The sequence below is a fragment of the Mucilaginibacter sp. KACC 22773 genome, assembly GCF_028736215.1.
Taxonomy (GTDB): domain Bacteria; phylum Bacteroidota; class Bacteroidia; order Sphingobacteriales; family Sphingobacteriaceae; genus Mucilaginibacter.
On sequence record NZ_CP117883.1, the window covers coordinates 2827501 to 2845713 of the forward strand.

Sequence of the window (18213 nt, forward strand, 5' to 3'; positions counted from 1 at the left end):
TAAAACATTTAAATATATGGAAATATATCTCCATGCCAAGTTTTTATATCTGTCCCGTACCTATAAAGTCTTCAAACAATCGGCCATTTTATTGCTGATACTTATTCCTTTCGGTTCTTTTTCGCAAACAAGCAGTCCATCGGTTATCAACTCCAAACTATACGGTAAAGTGGTGGATGCCACTAATAAACAGCCTATTCCGGGCGTGGTTATACGTATTAAAGGCACCACCCACGCTGTTGCTACCAACTCCGATGGCGAGTTTAATTTTGTTACAGGCCAAAAGTTTCCATATACCTTATTAGTAAGCTTTATTGGCTATGATAAAGTAGAACTTACAGTAAACGGCAGCCCGGTGCAGATAGAACTTAAGCCTGCAGTAAACCAACTTACCGATGTAGTAGTTGTAGGTTACGGCACGCAGAAGAAAAGTGATGTTACCGGGGCCATCTCGTCGGTACCTAAAGAAAACCTTAACCAGGTATCGGCATCAGTTGATAATTTGTTGCGTGGTTCGGCACCAGGGGTCAACGTAACCCAAAGCTCGGGCCAGCCCGGCGCTTCTGCCAGTATCCGTATCAGAGGGGGTAATTCTATCACCGGCGGTAACGAGCCATTATACGTTATTGATGGTTTCCCTGTATATAATGATAACGCAAGTGTGGCAACAGGCTCGGGTTCGGGCGCAGGTGTAAATGCACTGTCGACCATAAACCCTTCAGATATAGAATCTATCGAAATTCTTAAAGACGCCTCGGCAACTGCCATATATGGTTCAAGAGGCGCTAACGGCGTTATTCTTATCAGTACCAAAAAGGGCAGGAGGGGTACAAGCGATGTGTCTTACGGCGCTTATTATGGTCAGCAACGAATTACCAAAACACTGCCATTGCTTGATGCTACGCAGTGGGCCAACCTCCGGAATGACATATTAGCCAGTACCGGCCAGGCGCCATCCTTCACCGCCGATCAGATTGCCGCGTTGGGAGAGGGAAGTGATTGGCAGGATGCAGCCTTTCGCCATGCACCGGTACAAAATCACGAACTAAGCTTCACCGGTGGCGATGAACGATCCAGGTTTGCCTTATCCGGCAATTATTTTAGCCAGGATGGAATAGTGCTCAATACCAATTTTAAGCGGTATTCGCTTCGCGCCAATTATGAGCGTGATATCTCCTCTAAATTCAAGATAGGCCTAAACTCTACTACAAGCTATTCAACTACAACAGGCGCAGCTGCCAATACCGGATCGGCCAGTTTGAGCAGCCCTAATTTGATCACCAATATTATAACCACATCCCCGGTAGTACCCATAAAAGATCAAAATGGTAATTATAACCTGGTTAATCCATATACCAGCGTGCCGTCTAACCCGATCAATGACCTGTTGAACGTTATCAATAAAACAAACATCAACAGATCATTAGGTAATTTCTACGGAGAATATACTTTATTGCCGGGTTTAAAGGCAAAAATCAGCCTCGGCGCCGATCTGCTCAGCACCAAACAAAACTACTTTGCAGGACCAAATACAGCCAACGGTTATGCAGTTGTGGGCATTGCAAGTGTGGGTAATGCCACCGTAAATACATGGCTCAACGAAAATACGCTTACGTACGATAAAATTATCGATAACAAACATTTTATCAATATCCTTGCCGGTTATACTACCCAAAAATCCAACGGCGAGGCAGCAACCGCCGGCTCAAAAAACTTTGTAAGCAGTGCTACAACTTATAATAGCCTGCAAAGCGGCTCACAAACTTCAACACCTACATCAAGCGCGTATAGCTGGGCCCTTAACTCGTACCTGGCACGTATAAACTATTCGTACCTGCATAAATATAATTTCACGGTTTCGGGCAGGGCCGATGGTTCCTCGCGGTTTGGTGCTGGCAACAAGTGGGGTTACTTCCCGTCAGCCGGTTTTTCGTGGAACGCGGTTGAAGAGGATTTTATCAAAAATATCAAATCTATCAGCAGCCTTAAAGTGCGTTTAAGTGCCGGAGAGACCGGAAACCAGGAGATAGGGCAATACCAGTCGCTGGCAACTTTATCGCCGGTTAATTACGACTTTAACAGTGTGCTGATAACAGGCTTTGCAGCCAACAGGCTCTCAAATCCAAATTTGAAATGGGAAAAAACCAAGCAGTATGATGTTGGTATCGACCTTGGATTATTGGATAACCGCATCAACCTTACTTTAGATGCTTATTACAAAAAAACAAATGACTTGTTGCTGAGTATCCCAATCCCATTATCAACAGGTTATTCTACGTCGTTGCAAAACATAGGCAGCGTACAAAACAAAGGCCTGGAGGTTGGTATCAACACCGAAAACATAAGCGGTGGGGCTTTTACCTGGAAAACCTCTTTAGTATATGCGCTAAATCGCAATAAGGTTTTGAGCCTGGGGGCAACGCAAACATCGTTTTTCCCGGCTGTGCCAAATGGCACTTTGGGTATATTGCAGCCGGTTAATATAAAAGTAGGTTTGCCGTTGGGTACTTTTTGGGGATATAAAACAGCGGGCATATTCCAGTCAGCGGCAGAAATTGCCAGTTCGCCTACGTTGGATACCAAGGCTAATACCAAGCCCGGCGACCGCAAATATGTCGATACCAATAACGACGGCCTGATTACCGCCGCCGATAAAACCAACCTTGGCAGCTCGCAGCCAAAGTTCACCGGTAGTTTTACCAACAACTTCTCTTATCGCCATGTAGACCTGCTGGTGTTTTTCCAGGGATCATATGGCAACAAGATTTATAATGCCCTGCGCCAGCAACTGGAAATTACCAACCTATCTGCCAACGCCTACGCCAGCGTAGCCAACAGGTGGACGCCCACCAATCCAACCAACGATGTAACCCGGGCAACAAATTCGCCGGTAGCGCAAATGTCTGACAGGTATATCGAGAACGGATCGTACCTGCGCCTTAAAAACGTGGTGCTGGGTTATACCTTCAACGGTACGTTGCTCAATAAAATCCGCGCCAAGCAGCTGCGCGTTTACGTATCCGCTCAAAACCTGGCCACCATAACCAAATACAAAGGGTATGACCCGGAAGTGAATTCGTTTGAGCAAAACAATACCTCGCAAGGCATCGACTTTGGCGCTTATCCAAATTACAAAACCTTTTTAGTGGGCTTAAATGTCACTTTCTAACCTAATAATTAAACACAAATGAAAAAGATATATATACTGATGGGTGTGGCAAGCGTCCTTTTTTCCTGCAATAAACTGGATGAAAAGCCTGCATCTGTGATTGTAAAAGAACAATTTTTTAAAACACAGTCGGATGCCGTTGCCGGGGTAACCGCTGTTTATGGCGAGTTGGTGAGTGATGGGACAGAACAGCCGCTTTACGGCAGAGAGATCAACTTCCTTACGGATATGACTACCGATGACCTTTCTGCCGGCCCGTCTGCAATCAATCCAAATGTAAGGTCGCTTAGCTCCATTACTTATACGGCGACAAATGATAGGGTACAGGTTTTATGGCGACAATTATACACAGGTATCAGCCGGGCAAATGTGGCTATCGATCAAATCCCGGCTATGTCTTTTGATGAAACCATTCGCAAGAGGCTGGTGTTGGAAGCCAAATTTTTACGCGCCCTGTTTTATTTTGACCTGGTACGCCTATGGGGCGACGTGCCACTGGTATTGCATGACCCTACATCTACCGATTTAAATAGTTTAAAAACTAACAGAAGTCCGGCTGCCGATGTATATAAACAGGTTATAGCCGACTTAACCGATGCCCAAAATCTACCTGCCGGCTATACCGGAGCGGATATAGGCCGAGCTACTGGTGGGGCTGCCAAAACTTTGCTGTTAAAAGTTTACCTCACTCAAAAAGACTGGGCTAATGCGGTTGCTAAGGCAAAAGAAATTATTAACGGCCCCTATGGTTATGGTTTAGTTGCCAACTACGGCGATTTGTTTAACAAGGCTACCAAAAACGGCAAGGAACATATCTTTTCGGCGCAATTTGACTCTAACGGAGGCCTGGGGAATACCAGTACGTTAATGGGGGCTGCGTTCACCGGTTTTGGCGTAAGTGTGCCTGCCGATATTCCGGCCGACAGTTCGGTTTACAAGCAATTTAGCGCCAATGATACACGGAGGGCGGTTACGTTTTACACATCACTCACAAACCCATCAACCGGAGTTGTTAAAATTTACCCCTCTTTTTATTTTGGTAAATATGTAGATAGAACAGTGCTGCTTACTTCAAATCAAAGCAGTATAAATTTCCCCGTACTCAGGTATGCCGATGTGCTGTTGATGTACTCGGAGGCATTAAATGAAGTTGGAGGTGCAACCGCCGATGCTTACAGCGGTATTAACCAGGTAAGGAACCGCGCCAATACGGGCGATTTAACGCCCGGACTTTCACAGGCTGCGTTCAGGGATTCGCTTTACGCCGAGAGGCGGCGCGAGTTTGTACAGGAAGCCCAGCGCTGGTTTGACCTGGCCCGTACAGGCAAGTTGGTTGAAGCGGTTTCAAAAGTTGCGACAAAAACCAATGTGAGCGCAAAAAATTACCTGTTTCCTATTCCGCAAAGCGAGATTAGTATTAATGCGGGCTTAACGCAAAACCCAGGCTATACAAATTAACAAAGCCATTAGTGTCGGGTCAACGATAAATTGACGGATCGTCTTTAGCTCAGAGTCTTAAGTTCAAAGCCAAAAAAGGAAAATAACTTTAGACTTACGACTTAGTACTGTTGACTTAACACTGGTTGGTTTATCAAATTATCATCAACGGAGTTATATAAACAAAACACATGAAAACACACTTTAAATCCATCAGCCGGTTATCAAAGGGCACTTTGCTTTCCGGGGCATTGGTGATGTCGGCCATGACATCGGCTTTTGCGCAAAATAATCAAACGCCGGCTTACCAGGGAAAAGTTGGCAAAACACTTGCCGATTCAAAAGAATGGTGGCCCGCCCCGGTTACAGCCCCCAAAGGCGCGCCAAACGTAATCTGGATTTTGCTTGATGATGTTGGCTTTGGTGCTACAAGCGCGTTTGGCGGCATCATTAATACCCCAACTTATGATAGCCTGGCCAATAATGGCCTGCGCTATACCAACTTTCATACGGCAGCCATTTGCGCACCTACAAGGGCAGCATTACTAACCGGCCGCAACCATCACTATGTACACATGGGCGGTTTTGCGCATACCATATTATCGGCAGGCTTTCCGGGTTATGATGGGCGCATACCGGCAGATAAAGGTACCATTGCCGAAATATTGCGCGAGAACGGCTACAACACTTTTGCGGTTGGCAAATACGGCTTAACGCCCGACGAGGATGCTACCGATGCCGGTCCGTTTGATAGGTGGCCAAGCGGTAAAGGGTTTGATCATTTTTTTGGCTTTCTTGGTTCGCAAACAGACCAGTACAAGCCCGACCTGGTCGAAGATAACGCCCACGTAAAACCAGATGGAAGGCACCTGAGCGAACAGATAACCGATAAGGCGATTAGTTACATTGCCCGCCAGCAAAAAGCAGCACCAGACAAGCCGTTTTTTCTGTATTACGCGCCGGGCGCCACACATGCGCCACACCAGGTAGCCAGGGAGTGGAGCGACCAGTATAAGGGGAAGTTTAACGGGGGATGGGACGTTTTCAGGGAAAAGGTATTTGCCGAACAAAAGCGTAAAGGCATTATTCCCGCAAACGCAGTGCTGCCTCCGCGAAACCCCGGTATCAAAGCGTGGAATACCCTATCGGCAGATGAAAAAAAACTGTATGCCCGTTTTATGGAAGTTTATGCAGGTTATCTTACCTATACCGATCATGAAACGGAGCGCTTAATAAGTTATCTGAAACAAAGTAACCAACTGGATAACACCCTGATATTTGTAGTAATTGGCGATAATGGCGCCAGTAAAGAAGGCTCGCAGAATGGCGATATCGATCGTTCTATATTGGCTAACGGTGGTTCTGAAGAGGAAACTATTAAATACAATCTTAGTAAAATAGACGATATTGGTACGCCTAAAGGCACCGAAGTAAATTATCCGTTAGGCTGGGCACAGGCCGCCAACACACCATTTAAATACTGGAAACAAGATGCCAACTCTGAGGGGGGAACGCGTAACCCGCTAATTGTATTTTATCCTAAAGGCATTAAAGATAAAGGCGGCATACGCACCCAATATAGCCATGTTAACGATTTGTTGCCTACCACGCTCGAATACCTGGGCATTAAAGCGCCAGAATACATTAAAGGTGTAAAACAAGATACCTTACAGGGTACATCGCTTGTTTATTCGTTCGATAACGGCGCTGCACCAACCAGGCACAATTTGCAATACTACTATATTTTTGGGTCGCGCTCTATTTACAAAGATGGATGGAAGGCCGAAGCCTTGCATCATACCACTTTTTTTAATACATCGCGTAACCCGGCCGATACCGTCAGAGATTTTAATAAGGATAAGTGGGAACTTTATAACTTAGATAAAGATTTTAACGAACGTAATGATCTGGCTGCTAAATACCCCGAAAAGCTAAAGGAGTTACAGGCCTTATTTGATGAGCAGGCGCAAAAGAACAATATTTACCCTTTTATTGATTGGGACGACGTATTTAAGCAAAGGATCCATAAAAAAACAGGTGTGGCCCAGGCAGATCAAAAGTCGATGATAAACACAACTCCTAAAGGGAAATAGCAGATGAAAAAAACGAGCATTATATGCGCAACGCTTTTGTTAGCCGTTGCAGGCTTGCAACAGGTACAGGCCCAGCAAAAGAAACCGAATATCATCCTTATTGTAGTAGATGATATGGGTTACGCCGATTTGGGAAGTTATGGTTCCGAGATCCATACCCCCAACCTGGATAAGCTGGCTTCGCAAGGCCTGCGTTTAAAGGAGTTTTATAATAACGCCATCTGCGCGCCAACCCGGGCATCTATATTAACCGGGCAAGACCAGCACAAAGCGGGCATTGGTTATTTTGACCAAAACCTGGGGTTACCGGCTTACCAGGGCTACCTGAACAAAGAATCACTGACTTTGGCCGAAGTGCTAAAACAAAATGGATACAGCACATTAATGTCGGGAAAATGGCATGTAGGCAACGATAGCACCAGTTGGCCAAACCAACGGGGATTTGATCATTTCTTCGGTATTATAGGCGGCGCGGCCAATTACTTTAATAGCGGCTACATGCCACTTGGTGGCGCCAGGTACCCGGTTATTATTGAAGAGGATAACAAACGCTGGCATAAACCGGATGATAGTTATTATATGACCGACGAAATTGGCGATCATGCTGCTAAGTTTTTAGACGAGCAAAGCAAAACTAATAAACCCTTCTTTTTGTACCTCACTTTTAACGCACCGCACTGGCCTTTACAGGCCTTACCCGAGGATATTGCCAAATATAAAGGAAGGTACAACATAGGCTGGGACTCGCTGCGTAAGGAACGCCTGGCACGCCAGGTACAATTAGGCCTGCGCGATGCAAACCAGCCGCTTGCCGTACGCGATGCCGAAGTGCCCAACTGGGATAATCTTACCTACGATGAGCAGCAGCTTTGGAAGGCCAAAATGGAGGTTTACGCCGCGATGGTTGATAGGATGGATCAAAATGTAGGTAAAGTGCTGGATAAGTTAAAAGCGCTTAAAAAGGATGACAATACGCTCATCGTATTTATATCTGACAATGGTGCGCCTGCCGAAGATGTGGCGCATGGTAAAGTACACGCAGCCCGTAACATAGGCCCGGTAGGTACATCCGGATCGTTTGAATCGCAGGGAAAAAACTGGTCGTTTGTTTCCAATTCGCCTTTGCGGTCTTTTAAAGGTGCGCTGTATGAAGGAGGTATGAGCTCGCCGCTGATTGCCTGGTTCCCCGGTAAAATAAAGGCAAATACTATTGAAAGGGGTACCGCCCACCTGGTAGATCTTGCACCAACATTTTACGATGTGGCGGGCGCCAAATACCCGGCAGCTTACAACGGTACCAAAATCAACCCATTGATTGGTAAGAGCCTTACCGGATTGTTTTTTAAAGGAGAGGAACTTAACCGCGATAAACCACTATTTTGGGAGCTATGGGGCAATCGTGCCATTCGCGAAGGCAAATGGAAACTGGTATCGGTATTCCCGGTGAATCAATGGGAATTGTACGATATTGATAACGATAGGGGAGAAACCAATAATTTAGCTGCCAAGAACCCCGACGTAGTGCGTAAGCTTTCGTTAGAATACCTGCAATGGGTAAATGCAAATAATGTAGTTTTGGATTTTAATTTGATAAAACCGAAAGCGATACTGGATATTAAAGCAAATTAAACAGATAGCAGAATTAAGGTGGTAATGAAAGGATTAATAATAAAAAGCAAACGGCTATATCGCATAGTTTTAGTTCTGGTTATTGCAGGCATCGGCCTATCGGCACCATCATGTAAACCCAAACCGGTTGCAGCAGGCATTTTGGTTAAAACTAAATTACCGCCCAAAAAAGCCATCTGCTGCGAGTCAAATATCCCGGCGCGTTTTCCATCGCTTGCCGGTCAACAGGCCGCCTTGCTGGATAAACCCGGTGTAAGCGCGGGCCATGAAGGTATGGTTTTTATTAAGGCGGGTACATTTCAGATGGGGGGCGATAATAAACAGGCATTGCCAGATGAATATCCAAAACACCAGGTAAGCGTAAATGGTTTCTGGATGGATGCGACTGAAGTAACCAACGCGCAGTTTAGCAAATTTGTAAAAGCTACCCACTACGTTACTACCGCCGAGAAAAAACCGGATTGGAACGAATTGAAAAAGCAGCTGCCTCCTGGAACCCAAAAGCCGGCTGATAGCTTGCTGGTAGCCGCATCGCTGGTTTTTAGCGCATCAACTCATCCTGTTGATTTGAATGATTACAGCCAGTGGTGGGTTTGGAAAACGGGGGCAGACTGGAAACATCCGCATGGCCCTAAAAGTAATATCAAGGGGAAAGATAATTACCCGGTGGTGCACATCTCCTGGTATGATGCTGTAGCTTATTGCAAATGGGCTGGTAAACGTTTACCTACCGAGGCCGAGTGGGAGTGGGCCGCCCGTGGTGGTTTATCAAACAGTGTTTACCCCTGGGGCAACGAGCCTGTTGATGCCGGTAAAGCAAAAGCCAATACATGGCAAGGCCACTTCCCGGATAAAAATATCAATAAAGATAAATTTTACGGTGTAGCCCCGGTCTCCAGCTTCGCACCCAATGGTTATGGCTTATTTGATATGGCCGGCAATGTTTGGGAGTGGTGTGCCGACTATTATAACAACGATTACTACAAAACGATTAACCGGCCGGGGGGCATAAAAAATCCAGGCGGCGCGGCAAAAAGCTTTGATCCCGACGAGCCTTATGCTATCAAGCGAGTAATCAGGGGTGGATCGTTCCTGTGCAATGATAGCTATTGCTCGGGCTATCGCGTTGCCCGCCGCATGAAAAGTACCGAAGACAGCGGGATGGAGCACCTTGGATTCAGGTGCGTTGCTGATAAATAATAAGCTTAGGTAAATTTCAAACTAAACAGTGAAGCCCGCACAGAATTGAAATTTCCTGTGCGGGCTTTTCTTTTTTCAAGGCTGTTATCATTATCACAGTTTTATGGCTTATGTGAGGAAATGGCCTGGTACAATAAACAGGTGTACCACCCCGTTCCACGGTGTTCCAGGGTGTTTCAGGGTGTACCAGGGTGTTTCAGCCCGTTTCATGGTGTGTCAGCCCGTACCACCCCGTGTCAGGGTGTTTCATTTGTACTGGTACACACACTTTATTGGTTATGCATAGTACCCCAAACAAGTAAAAAATAACCCGTTTAATTAGTATCCATTTGGTGAGCCACCTGATCAGTTTCGTTATAAATCCTTAATTGACGGTTATTTAAATAATCTCAATTTAATTTAAACAGCTTCTTAATAAAGGCAGTTAGCCGGATAATTTTTTGGATAAAGAAAAATAAAAGCTACCTTTCAACCTGTAGTCCCAAATACTTTAACCAATAAATGCTTAAAATAAAACATGAAAAATTTATTAATAATGGGTAATAGTTCACTTTGCCGTCTCCTTCGGCTACAAGTAATGCTAATGTTATTTGCGTTCCCGGTCTTAAAAGTATCAGCCGGAGAAATCGGGCCATCGAAAGACCCTGATGTGATAGGCAGATGGGATATCACCATCACCAAAGGCGGTAAAAGCCTGCCATCATGGCTGGAGGTGCAAAAATCCGGTACCCATACTTTAATCGGTCGCTTTGTGTATGCCTTTGGAAGCGCGCGCCCGATTTCGGAAGTTAAACCGGATAATGGAAAATACAGCTTTTCTATTCCCCCGCAATGGGAAGAAGGAACCCGGAATATGGATTTTCAATTTGAAGTTAGCGGCGATAAACTGACAGGTACCATGGTTTACACCGACGGTGCTTCTTATGAGTTTACTGGTGTACGTGCCCCATTGCTTGTGAGAACTAAAAGCCCGGTTTGGGGTGCTCCTGTGAAATTGTTTAATGGAAAAAACGTTAAGGGCTGGCATACAGATGGCAAGAATCAATGGATAGCGGAGGGTGGAATTTTGAGAAGCCCGCATTCGGGAGCTAACCTGATAACTGATAAAACTTTTACCGATTTTAAACTCCATATTGAATTCAGGTATCCGCAGGGAAGCAACAGTGGCGTTTACCTGAGGGGCCGGTATGAATTGCAGGTGATTGATACCAAAAGCGGAGACCCTGAGCCTATTAACAACCAGTTCAGCTCGATCTATGGTTTCCTGCCGCCAAATAAAATGATGGCGAAAAACCCCGGTGACTGGCAATCGTATGACGTTACGCTGGTTGGCAGAATGGTAACTATCGTGGCCAATGGGAAAACAGTAATATGCGACCAGATAATCCCCGGGATAACCGGCGGAGCAATAAATAGCCAGGAAGGCGAACCTGGCCCGATATTGATCCAGGGGGATCACGGACCGATTGATTACAGGAATATTATTATAACTCCTGCCAAATAAAGGATACTAAGAAGCAAGAAAGCCTTCCTGAATAATCAGGAGGGCTTTCTTGCAATATGCCGGGAATGTTTTCAGCGTTGGGGCCCTTTTTATATCTATCTTATTTGTGTTTAATTATGGTAGTTCATCTGTTAAAAGCAACCAATGGTCGGTAGTCTTCAGCCGATCGTCGATTCATCTGCCGCCTTCGCCGGAAGCCCGGATTGAGTTCTGTATATTTGTTTCCAGGAAGATCATTTCTGATGATTGACTTTGATGCCAGCGTATAAACAAAATTTATCACAGTTTCTTTTAATTCATCGTTGTATATGAACAAGTTCATGTGTAACTCAATTTTTAAAGCCACAAAGTTTAATCTGGCCAAATTAGTTGTTATAAACGTTTTATGTACATTGTTGATTTTTGCGGCAACAGGATGCGCCGCGCAGCCTACGCCGGCGCGTTCCCTGCTTGCGCTTTCAAAAACCGATCATATTCTGGCGATCATTGACCCCGTTACACTAAAGATTATCGCCCGTGTACCTGTGGGCTCCGATCCTCATGAGGTTATTGCATCAACTGATGGAAAGGTTGCTTATGTTTCTATTTACGGCGGCGGTAGCTTGCACGAGCTTAGTGTGGTTGACCTGGTAGCACAGAAGCCTTTACCGGCAATTGATACCAGGCCGTTAATGGGGCCACACGGACTAACGTTCGCCAACGATAAGGTGTGGTTCACAGCGGAGGGATCAAAGGCAGTTGGTCGATATGATCCGGCGATAACCAAACTCGACTGGGTCATGGGAACAGGCCAGGACCGGACACATATGATTTATGTAACCAACAACGGAAAAAAGGTTTACACAACAAACGTGTCGGCAGGGACGGTAAGCATTTTGGTAGATAGTCTGCTCAAACCCGTCGCCTCCCCAACAGGATTTGCACCTCCGGCACGCCAGGATTGGGTGCAAACTGTTATTTCTGTTGCCGTAGGGTCTGAAGGTTTTGATGTCTCGCCCGATGGCCGTGAATTGTGGACAGCAGGTGCTCATGATGGTGCCATTTCCATTATCGACATCGCCGCCAAAAAGGTAACCGGCAACATCGACGCAAAGGTTGTTGGCGCCAATCGGCTCAAGTTTACGCCAGATGGTAAGCGGGTATTAATTACAAGCCTCAGGACCGGCGATCTGTTTATTTATGATGTGGCATCGCACAAAGAGTTGAAACGCATCAGTACCGGCCATGGAGCAGCCGGCATCCTGGTAGATGATTACGGATCACGGGCATTTATCGGTTGTACGGGCGACAATTACGTGGCGGTGGTCGATCTCACAGCGCTGAAAGTGACAGGGCATATTGATATTCCGGGGGCAGACGGCCTGGCCTGGGCAGTTAGGCCTTAGTATTACGATGGGAGAGGATCAGGGTGATAAAGTAAAAGAAATTCATTGCCAAAGATTTATGGAGATAATTGGTTGCCATTGATCAAGCTGAATTATATAGAATGATAAAAATATCCATAGCAGGCATTTTCACTGTGCATTTTTTTGTTGTAAATGCTTGCTATGGATGTTGTAAATTGGACTAATTAACTAAGCTTTTTCCTCATCATTTTCCAAATGTGGAGGTATTAATTTATACATTACCGGAGTCACTATCCGTGAGAGGATGGTAGAACTAATCAGTCCACCAATCAAAACAATCGCCAACGGGGCTATGAGCGGGTTAGGGTTCAAAGCGATTGGAAGTAAACCACAGATTGCTGTTATCGAAGTCAATACAACGGGCAGAAAGCGCGTTTCGCCGGCCATGTTGATGGCTTCATCTATGCTGTGTCCTTCCAGGCGCAAGTGGTTAGTAAAATCAACCAATAACAATGAGTTTTTAACCTGTATCCCTGATAAACCGATGAATCCGATGATAGACACAAGCGACATCGGGTTGCCTGTCATCAGTAACAGAACCACCCCGCCAAGTATGCCTAATGGTATGATCGAAAGCACGATAATAATTCCTTTAAAGGTTTTGAATTGAAGGAGTAGCACACCAATGAAAAGGAATGTGCTGAGTATGATCACAGATAGAAAGTTACCGCCCAGCGCATCACCTTCAGACTCCGCTTCCCCTGAAAGTTTGTAATAATAACCCGGCGGCATTTTTAGCTTGTTAAGCTGCGGAACGATATCCTTCAGGACGTCGTTCGCCAGCACGTGCTCTTTGGTCAGGGAAGTCACCTTCGCAAAGCGTGATTTATTAAAATGGTTGATGGCTGTGGGCGACATTTCAAACGAAATAGTGGCGATCTGATCAACCAGTACCGGCGTGCCCTGCACATTGTTGACATACAAGTTTTTTAAAGCATCGAGGTTAGAGAACTTGTCTCTTGGAAGCGTGATTACCACGTTGCGTGAATCACCCCGGTCATCGATATAGTCCCCGACAGTTAGTCCCGCTACCGCCATACGGATCACTTTGTCCACATCACTGGTTAGCACGCCTAAGGTACGGGCCTTCTCTTTATCGATCTTTATTTTGACATCTGATTTATAAACATTCAGCTCATTATTGACATAAAATGTACCGGGATGCTTTTTCAGAATTTCTTCGACTTTAAAAGAAAGGGATCGTATGGTATCCTGGTTTTCTCCAAATACCCTTACTACGATATTCGCTTCGATCGGCGTTCCCTGTTCAAAGTCTTTCACTTCGATCCTGGCATAGGGAAAGTCGTTGAACTTCTTTCTCAGTTGCTTGATCAGTTCGGTCTTTTTATCCGGGCTGGCCTCCTCATCCAGTTGAACAAATACCTGGGCAAAATCAGGCTTTACATCCTGCTGGTGCACGTTGTAGTAAATTTGCGGATTACCCTTGCCCACATTCGACGTATAAAAAACAATCTCTTTGTGTTTCTTCAGTTCACCTTCTACCAGTTTTGTCACCCGGTCGCTTTCCGGGATATCCGCCTGCAGGGGCAATTTGATATTGATCAGGAACATCGGTTTTTCCGAAGTTGGGAAAAGCTTGAACCCGGTAATAGTGAACAGAAAAAAAGCAAGTCCGCTCAGGGCTAACGATATCCCGATAGTAACTTTAGGCCATTTCAAGGCAAGCGGCATCACCCGGGCATAAGAGCGGGTCAAAAACCTTTGCAGATGCTTTAAAAAGAAATTACCCTCGCCATGTGTATGCGTCTTTAACATCCGGCTGCCCAAAAACGGTACAAGCGTTAAAGCTACGATCATAGACGACAGCACACTGGTCATAACAGCCACCGGCAGGCTGCGGATAAATTCACCGGCCGCATCAGGTAAAAAGGCAAGCGGCAAAAACGCGATAACCAGGGTAGCTGTACAACCTACAACTGCCACACCAATCTGTTTTGTCCCTTTCAGGACAGCATCCATGCGGGAGTGCCCTTCCCTGAGCCAGCGCTCAATATTCTCTACTACAACAATACTGTCGTCTACCAGCAGCCCTAATGCTACCACAAGCCCAACAATACTGAGTTGATTTAAAGAATACCCTAAGAAATTCAAGGCGATAAGCCCCAGGCCCAAAGAAAGCGGGATGGAGATCATCACGATCAGCGATGCCCTGAACCCCAGTGGCAGCAGGGTGATGACGACCAGAACGATGGCTAACCCAAAGTCAAAACCAAGGTGGCCCAAACGTCTGGATACCATATCGGCCTGATCGAAGTTTTTGACCATGCGAATGTTTTCAGGCAGGCTTTTGTTAAACTCATCCAGTACCGGTAAAAACTCTTTCTGAACGCTGGCAATATTTACATTGCCTTTCATTGCCGCCGTAACCAGTACACAACGGTGCCCGTTTAAACGGGTAATATGGTCTATCGTGCCGTCCTTATAACTTACGTCGGCCACATCTTTCAGGTAAATGATTTTGCCATTAGCATTATAGATAACCGTATTGGCAACATCATCGACACTCTTGAACTTGCCGCTGGTTTTAACATTAAATACCTTGCTGTCCAGGTTGATACTTCCCCCGGGGATATCCGCGGCTTCGCTTTGCAAACTGCCGATGACCACATTAAGCGGTATTTTCAATTGCGCCAGTTTATTGAGTTGCATATCGATCCGGATCTCCTGCTCGGGCATACCGAAATACTTTACCTCCTTTAAATTGGTGATCTTTTCTAATTGTGTTTTCAGGATATCTGCTTTATCCCGCAGTAATTTACCGGAAGCGTTATCTGACACGAGCGCAACCTGCAAAATTTTTACGTCTGATGAGGATACTTTTTCTGTTTTGATCAGATAGATATCTTTAGGAAGTTCACTGTTCTTTAGCGCATTGATCTCCGTGGAGATTTCCTGGTATTTGTTGTCCACATCTACGCCATATTTAAACTTGGGCTGGATAACCGCTACACCGTCCTCTACGGTTGTCAGGATCTTTTCAATGTTTTCAAGCCCATAGATCTTGTTTTCGATGGGTTTTACTACCTGCTCTTCCATATCTTTTGGACTGGTTCCAGGGTAAATCACCGTGATGATGTATTGCGGCGGATGGTTTGTCGGATCTTCCGAACGGGGCATGGTAAACAGCGTGAGTAAGCCTACAACTGCCACCAAAAGGAATATGATCAGGGTGAACTGATAGTTCTTAACGGCAAAATTTGTGATCTTCATGGCCTTACTTGATAATTTTAATAAAAGATTGTTCGTTGAGGTAAGCGCTGTTGGAGATCACGATCTGGTCTATACCTTCCAGTTTATCCTTCAGATAAACATTTTCGTTGTCAAACTTCAGAATGGTAACCGGTACTCTTTTTACCCTGGTTGCGCCTATGGTGGTAAATACGAAACCTTTATTGCCGTCAGCTTCTACCAGTGATCCGTATGGGATAATCATCACGCTTTTATCCTGGTGGGTGGCTATCTCCGCTTTACCAAACATGCCAACCGCGGGTTTTAGGCCGTTTAATTGCAGTTTCAGTTCTATCTGGAACGAACCCAACTCCCGATCGGCCGCCTGCGACTTGCGGAAAACGGTAGCATCAAAGGTTTGACCGGCATAGCCGTCGAGCGTTACTTTAGCGGTTTGTCCGGGCCTGATGATGGCCCATTCGCGGTCAGTCACGCCAATTTTAAGTGAATAACTGTTTTGCTGTTCGGTAGAGTTGGTCAGCAGTACCGGCATACCCCCGGCGATAACCTCGCCTTCATTGGCTATTTTCTTGCTTACAAAACCATCAGATGCGGCATATATTTTAGAGTAGCGCTCATTGAAGGCTGTTGCTTCCCTTGCTTTTTTGGCAACATCCAAAGCTGTTTTAGTATTCTGCAATTGTTCCAAAGTGTAAACACTATCTTTGTAAAGATTTAGTGCCCGGCTATAGTCACGCTGTGCTTTTTCAACACCTAAGCTGGACTGGGCTAAACCAGCTGAAATTTCGGTAGAATTGAGCGTGGCCAGCAATTGCCCCTGTTTAAAGAACTGGCCTTCCTGTACCAGGATACGGTTGATCACGCCGCCTATCTTAAAGGCATATTTGGCTTCATCCTCCGTACTGACCAGGCCTGTAGCGGTGATCTGGTCGGGTACGCCTAATGTGGACACCGATGCGGTTTTAACAGGTATGATATCCGGTTCTCCAATTGGATTACCTTCCCTGTGTTTTGCTTTGCAGGAAGCCATTGAGATTAACGCTGCTATGATAATGCTGAATAATTGTAAGTTTTTCATCGTTTTAATTTGTTTTTTAATGGAGATGAATCGATCATGAGCTTATTTATATTGTCTTTTAAGGATCGCTTATAATGGTTTCATGATCTTATTTTATTGAATGGTGAAACTGGCATTGGCGCGTTCTATAGCGGCGTCTGCAATCCAGGTGTCGTAAAGGGCAATATTGGCGTGAAGCTGGGCATCGATCCATTGGTTCTGGGCATCCAGCAGTTCGATGTAAATGGCTGTTCCCTGTTTGTATAACTTCAGCATATCCCCGTAATAGGTCTGGCTGGTTTTTAATTGGGATTGTGCGGCCTGGTATTGCGCAATGGCGCTTTGCATACCAGCCTGGCGAACTTTAAGTTCGGTAAGCAATTGCTGCTGCACGTAATCGGTCTGTGATGCCAGGGCCTCGCGGTCGGCAAGCGCCTGCTTGACCCGGTAATTGTTTTTGCCGGAAGAGAACAGGTTCCATTCCAGGGAAACCCCGAACAGATAGTAACGGCTATTACTGTTAAATTTCCAGTCAAAAGCCTGCGAACCCAGATCGATAAAGGTTCCTAACTTGGGGACGATATAGGATCTGGCCAGCCCAGTCAGGTTGCCGTTGATATCCTTTGCTATCCTTAGTTTGAATAATTCCTCCCTGCCATCAACATTGTTACCCGGGCTTTGTTCCCTTGCAGGCAGTGTTTTAATGTCGTCTGAAAGTATGCTGTCTGTCAGCGGCCGGTTAAGCAGGAAGTTAAAATAGTAGCCGGCTGATTCCGCTGTTTTCTGTGCCTCAATAAGCGAAGCATTGATTCTGGATACTTCATTCTGACTCCTGAGCACAACGGTACGGTTAACCTTACTGTTGTCATACAGCTTCGTATTGATCCTTTGACCTTCTTCAACCAACCGGAGTGAAGATTCATAGATGCCGGTAGCATAAACGGCTTTCTGGTAATTGTAATAGGCTGCTTTGATCTCTTTGACCAGTTCGCGTTTATAGAGCAATACCTCGGCCTTTTGCAGATCTACCTGCTGCCTTTTGATCCGCTTATTATAGATCAGTTCCGCATTCAGAATAGGGAGTGCGGTGCGAAACTTAGCATCATAAAAATTATCCGGATTAAGCTGTATCCGCTGATTTTGTAGCTGCGGAAAGGCATTGCTACCGGTCAATTTATTCAGCGTGGAATAAACTCCGTTAAACAAGTCGCCGGTAGGGAAATCTATCGTACGGCCGCCATCAGCCTTCGTGTAGGTAGTCGAAAAAGTAACATCGGGCAGAAACATGCTTTTCGCTTCCTTAAGCGCGTAAATATTTTTTTCGAGCACGAAGTTCTGCTGCCTGATGCTTTCATTTGAGGCAAGGCCCTGCCGGATATACTCATCCAGCTTGCCCTGCGCTTTTGCAAAGGGTGCAGCCAGTAAGGCTGACGACAAAAGCAAAAGTTGGTAAAATGTTTGACTTTTGAATTTCATTTTAAATCATCGATTTAATTTTAAACACTGTT

At 45.6% G+C, this 18213-nt stretch carries 10 protein-coding genes; 7 read left to right on the forward strand and 3 right to left on the reverse strand.

What is annotated here, in order from left to right; translation table 11 throughout:
* Positions 1 to 16 precede the first annotated feature (16 nt).
* From PQ469_RS11960 to PQ469_RS11990, 7 genes are all read left to right on the forward strand, one after another.
* Positions 17 to 3169 carry a SusC/RagA family TonB-linked outer membrane protein gene (locus PQ469_RS11960; protein ID WP_274213165.1) on the forward strand — a complete coding sequence of 1051 codons (3153 nt, stop codon included), beginning with the start codon at positions 17 to 19 and terminating at the stop codon, positions 3167 to 3169.
* An 18-nt stretch (positions 3170 to 3187) separates the two neighbouring features.
* Positions 3188 to 4627 (forward strand): RagB/SusD family nutrient uptake outer membrane protein, encoded by a 1440-nt coding sequence (locus tag PQ469_RS11965; protein ID WP_274213166.1) that lies wholly within the window; start codon positions 3188 to 3190, stop codon positions 4625 to 4627.
* 170 nt (positions 4628 to 4797) lie between these two features.
* Entirely contained in the window at positions 4798 to 6699 is a 1902-nt protein-coding gene (locus tag PQ469_RS11970) for an arylsulfatase (RefSeq protein ID WP_274213167.1), read from the forward strand.
* Between the two features lie 3 nt (positions 6700 to 6702).
* On the forward strand, positions 6703 to 8328 hold the full coding sequence (locus PQ469_RS11975) for an arylsulfatase (protein WP_274213168.1): 1626 nt from the start codon (positions 6703 to 6705) through the stop codon (positions 8326 to 8328).
* Positions 8329 to 8352: 24 nt separating this feature from the next.
* A complete protein-coding gene (locus PQ469_RS11980) occupies positions 8353 to 9528 on the forward strand; it encodes a formylglycine-generating enzyme family protein (RefSeq protein ID WP_274213169.1) in 1176 nt (391 codons plus the stop codon).
* 517 nt (positions 9529 to 10045) lie between these two features.
* Positions 10046 to 11032, forward strand: a complete 987-nt coding sequence (locus PQ469_RS11985; protein WP_274213170.1) for a 3-keto-disaccharide hydrolase — start codon at positions 10046 to 10048, stop codon at positions 11030 to 11032.
* 320 nt (positions 11033 to 11352) lie between these two features.
* A complete protein-coding gene (locus tag PQ469_RS11990; RefSeq protein ID WP_274213171.1) occupies positions 11353 to 12417 on the forward strand; it encodes a YncE family protein in 1065 nt (354 codons plus the stop codon).
* A 189-nt stretch (positions 12418 to 12606) separates the two neighbouring features.
* Here the strand turns inward: PQ469_RS11990 and PQ469_RS11995 are convergent, their stop codons facing one another.
* The 3 genes from PQ469_RS11995 to PQ469_RS12005 form a co-directional block, all read right to left on the reverse strand.
* Entirely contained in the window at positions 12607 to 15669 is a 3063-nt protein-coding gene (locus PQ469_RS11995) for an efflux RND transporter permease subunit (protein ID WP_274213172.1), read from the reverse strand.
* A gap of 4 nt (positions 15670 to 15673) precedes the next feature.
* Complete coding sequence (locus PQ469_RS12000) at positions 15674 to 16726, reverse strand: efflux RND transporter periplasmic adaptor subunit (RefSeq protein ID WP_274213173.1); 1053 nt, start codon at positions 16724 to 16726, stop codon at positions 15674 to 15676.
* A gap of 93 nt (positions 16727 to 16819) precedes the next feature.
* The gene (locus tag PQ469_RS12005; protein ID WP_274213174.1) at positions 16820 to 18181 is read right to left on the reverse strand and encodes a TolC family protein; all 1362 of its coding nucleotides are present in this window, start codon (positions 18179 to 18181) and stop codon (positions 16820 to 16822) included.
* Positions 18182 to 18213: the final 32 nt, after the last annotated feature.

Excerpts from the sequence above, each read along its gene's own strand:
- PQ469_RS11960 (WP_274213165.1), top strand. The coding sequence starts at position 17 with ATGGAAATATATCTCCATGCCAAGTTTTTATATCTGTCCCGTACCTAT.
- PQ469_RS11965 (WP_274213166.1), top strand. The coding sequence starts at position 3,188 with ATGAAAAAGATATATATACTGATGGGTGTGGCAAGCGTCCTTTTTTCC.
- PQ469_RS11970 (WP_274213167.1), top strand. The coding sequence starts at position 4,798 with ATGAAAACACACTTTAAATCCATCAGCCGGTTATCAAAGGGCACTTTG.
- PQ469_RS11975 (WP_274213168.1), top strand. The coding sequence starts at position 6,703 with ATGAAAAAAACGAGCATTATATGCGCAACGCTTTTGTTAGCCGTTGCA.
- PQ469_RS11980 (WP_274213169.1), top strand. The coding sequence starts at position 8,353 with ATGAAAGGATTAATAATAAAAAGCAAACGGCTATATCGCATAGTTTTA.
- PQ469_RS11985 (WP_274213170.1), top strand. The coding sequence starts at position 10,046 with ATGAAAAATTTATTAATAATGGGTAATAGTTCACTTTGCCGTCTCCTT.
- PQ469_RS11990 (WP_274213171.1), top strand. The coding sequence starts at position 11,353 with ATGTGTAACTCAATTTTTAAAGCCACAAAGTTTAATCTGGCCAAATTA.
- PQ469_RS11995 (WP_274213172.1), bottom strand. The coding sequence starts at position 15,669 with ATGAAGATCACAAATTTTGCCGTTAAGAACTATCAGTTCACCCTGATC.
- PQ469_RS12000 (WP_274213173.1), bottom strand. The coding sequence starts at position 16,726 with ATGAAAAACTTACAATTATTCAGCATTATCATAGCAGCGTTAATCTCA.
- PQ469_RS12005 (WP_274213174.1), bottom strand. The coding sequence starts at position 18,181 with ATGAAATTCAAAAGTCAAACATTTTACCAACTTTTGCTTTTGTCGTCA.